Annotated in this window: 5 protein-coding genes; all 5 read right to left on the bottom strand. The window is 25.1% G+C overall.

Going from position 1 to position 2,418, the window contains the following annotated elements; translation table 4 throughout:
* Nucleotides 1–169 precede the first annotated feature (169 nt).
* Nucleotides 170–421, bottom strand: a complete 252-nt coding sequence (locus tag EHU54_RS05495) for a hypothetical protein (protein WP_400249375.1) — start codon at nucleotides 419–421, stop codon at nucleotides 170–172.
* Nucleotides 421–570, bottom strand: coding sequence for a hypothetical protein (locus tag EHU54_RS05490; protein ID WP_400249374.1), 150 nt, complete (start codon nucleotides 568–570; stop codon nucleotides 421–423). The genes EHU54_RS05495 and EHU54_RS05490 overlap by 1 nt, the downstream gene beginning before the upstream one ends.
* Nucleotides 571–713: 143 nt before the next feature.
* Nucleotides 714–836 carry a hypothetical protein gene (locus EHU54_RS05485; RefSeq protein ID WP_400249373.1) on the bottom strand — a complete coding sequence of 41 codons (123 nt, stop codon included), beginning with the start codon at nucleotides 834–836 and terminating at the stop codon, nucleotides 714–716.
* Nucleotides 837–1,085: 249 nt separating this feature from the next.
* On the bottom strand, nucleotides 1,086–1,832 hold the full coding sequence (locus EHU54_RS05480) for a hypothetical protein (RefSeq protein WP_400249372.1): 747 nt from the start codon (nucleotides 1,830–1,832) through the stop codon (nucleotides 1,086–1,088).
* Between the two features lie 182 nt (nucleotides 1,833–2,014).
* Complete coding sequence (locus EHU54_RS05475; RefSeq protein WP_400249376.1) at nucleotides 2,015–2,173, bottom strand: HNH endonuclease; 159 nt, start codon at nucleotides 2,171–2,173, stop codon at nucleotides 2,015–2,017.
* Nucleotides 2,174–2,418 lie beyond the last annotated feature (245 nt).

The following is a 2,418-nucleotide window of genomic DNA, read 5'->3' as shown; positions in this document are numbered from 1 at the left end:
TATAATAGGAATTTTTATAATTCCAACATTAATAATAATAATAAAATTTATTAAAAAATAAATTTGTAAACAGTGTATAGTGTAAAAATAAACAATAAAATTATTTAATAAAATCACATATAAAAACTAGTGTGCCACAGCTAAGATATATGATCGATTATAATAAATATTAAAATCCTTTAACCATAACACGGAAAAAGTTTAAAATCTTAATAATTACAAAAATACCAAATGGAATTAAAATAATTCACGCATCACCTAAAAAAGTCATTAATTGTGGTAATACAGCATAAATTGCTTTTTTAACTTTCATCATTGCTTGTCCTAATCCACTCCAAATAGAACCCATTCCATCTGAAATAGTAGGTTTATCACCAACTGCTAAAAAATTAATTGCTGTTGTTAAATACATACCTAACATTATTTCTTATCCTCCCTATTTTCAATTTCTTTCTTATCTTTTTTCTTACCTTTAATTTGTCTAATTTTTTGATAAATTGATAAACCAATTCATGCAAAAATACCTAATATAATAACAACACTAAATATTGTCGTTAATCAAACTGGCATAACTTAATTCCTTTTAAAAATCTAATTTCGCGGCACGCTTCGCGTGTTCGCTACGCTCAAAATAAACCATATTGAATAAATTATCCGCTAATAAATTACGCGAAATAATTTATTCATCTTCTTTTTCATTATTAATTACAATATTATTTACCCGTATTAATAACAATATCTTTTCCATACTTAGTTACTACGGACCGCAAAATAAAATAATGTTTTCTTTCCATTAAAAAATCAACTCAAAAAGGAGTTGATTTGTTGCACTTCACTTACACGATACCACTAATTTTTCACCTAGAATATCACCCAATATTTCTCAAGCATCATGACCTATACGGTAATTAAAATCCTCTTTTAAATTATAATATTTTTTAGTCATATCTTTAAAAAATGAATCATATATTTCAGAATTAGGTTCTTTTAATTATTCCCCTAAATTGAAAATTCGTTTATTTAAATTTTTATCATTTAAAAAGGGTTAAGGAAGAACTTAACCCTTTTTTCACATTAATAAAGTATTAAACATCTTCTTTATAATATTTATTTCATGATGCAATATCATCACTATCATTCTTATTAACTGGTTCTAATGATGGCCGTTTTTCTAAGTCAATTTCGTCTTCAACATTATTATTCTTTTTCCGCGAATCAAGGATAAATTCTTTATCTGGTGCTGTCCGATTTTGTAACGCTTGAATTTGCATTCTAATTCGTGACATCGTTAATTTTTTATCTTTAAATTCAATCATTCACTGGATTGGTAACATTAATGGGTCAAGTTTTTCCCCATTACGAATAATCATTAATAGCATATTAATAAATTTACCAAATCCTTCTTCCCCTTTTCAATGTTCCATTTCTAATCGATCATACATTAATTGATTTTTAACCAAATCATAATTGGAAGCATGTGCTTCTGTAATTTTTTCTGCTCATTCTATTTCAGGAATTAAATAAAAATTAGTTGATAAACTACAATTAAATAAATGTTGTTGATTTTTAAATAATGAGAAATTAAACTTATCAACAATAATGGCACTAATACTAATTGTTAAGCCAGTTAAATCAGTTACTTCTTTCATTCATTGAAAGATTGCTTGAACATAACGAAGAATAAATTTTAATTTTCCTGACGAATAAAGAATTGTTTTTCAGCTTTCATAATCAAACTGATATTCTGCATCATGTCGTACTTCACGAATATTTTCATCAGGTTCTAATGCTAAAAAGTCTTCAACTGATAAAATAATCATATCTTTTTTCATATGGTTTGTTTCTCCTAGGTGACCTATCTCATTGACATATTTTCTACTTGATTATATCATAAAACTAAGGAGAAAACTAGGTATTAGGGAAGTGATTTAGCGCCTATGTTGGATATTTAATAAATTATTTTCTTAACATATTAATTTTATTATTTTATCTTAAAATAATTCATATAAATTTACTAAGAACTTCCTTTTTTTCTATTACATTTTACATGGACTGCTTGCAAATTCTCAATAGAATTATCGCCTCCCTTTGATTTCGACTTTTTATGATCTAAATTTCATCTATAAATACTATTCTGTTGATTTTCAATACTTTCATGAGCACCATATATCATCGTTTTTTTTACAAATTCCGCAAAGTTTATGGTCACCAGCTTCATCTTGTTATTTTGATTTACAATTACATTTTTTTGCCTTATCTCAAACCATTTTTGTTTTTTGATCTAGTTTTATATAGTAAATATTCCTTTCTATTATTTATAAATTATTAGTTTTATTTTGTTAATTATTATTAGTTTTATATTAGACTTCTTGCATAACCTATTAAAATAATTGTAAATATTTTTAAAAAGATACTAAT

The organism is Spiroplasma sp. ald (assembly GCF_044714355.1).
Taxonomy (GTDB): domain Bacteria; phylum Bacillota_I; class Bacilli_A; order Mycoplasmatales; family Mycoplasmataceae; genus Spiroplasma; species Spiroplasma phoeniceum.
Note: the sequence above shows the minus strand (reverse complement) of the source record. Positions and strands in the feature narration are given on the sequence as shown.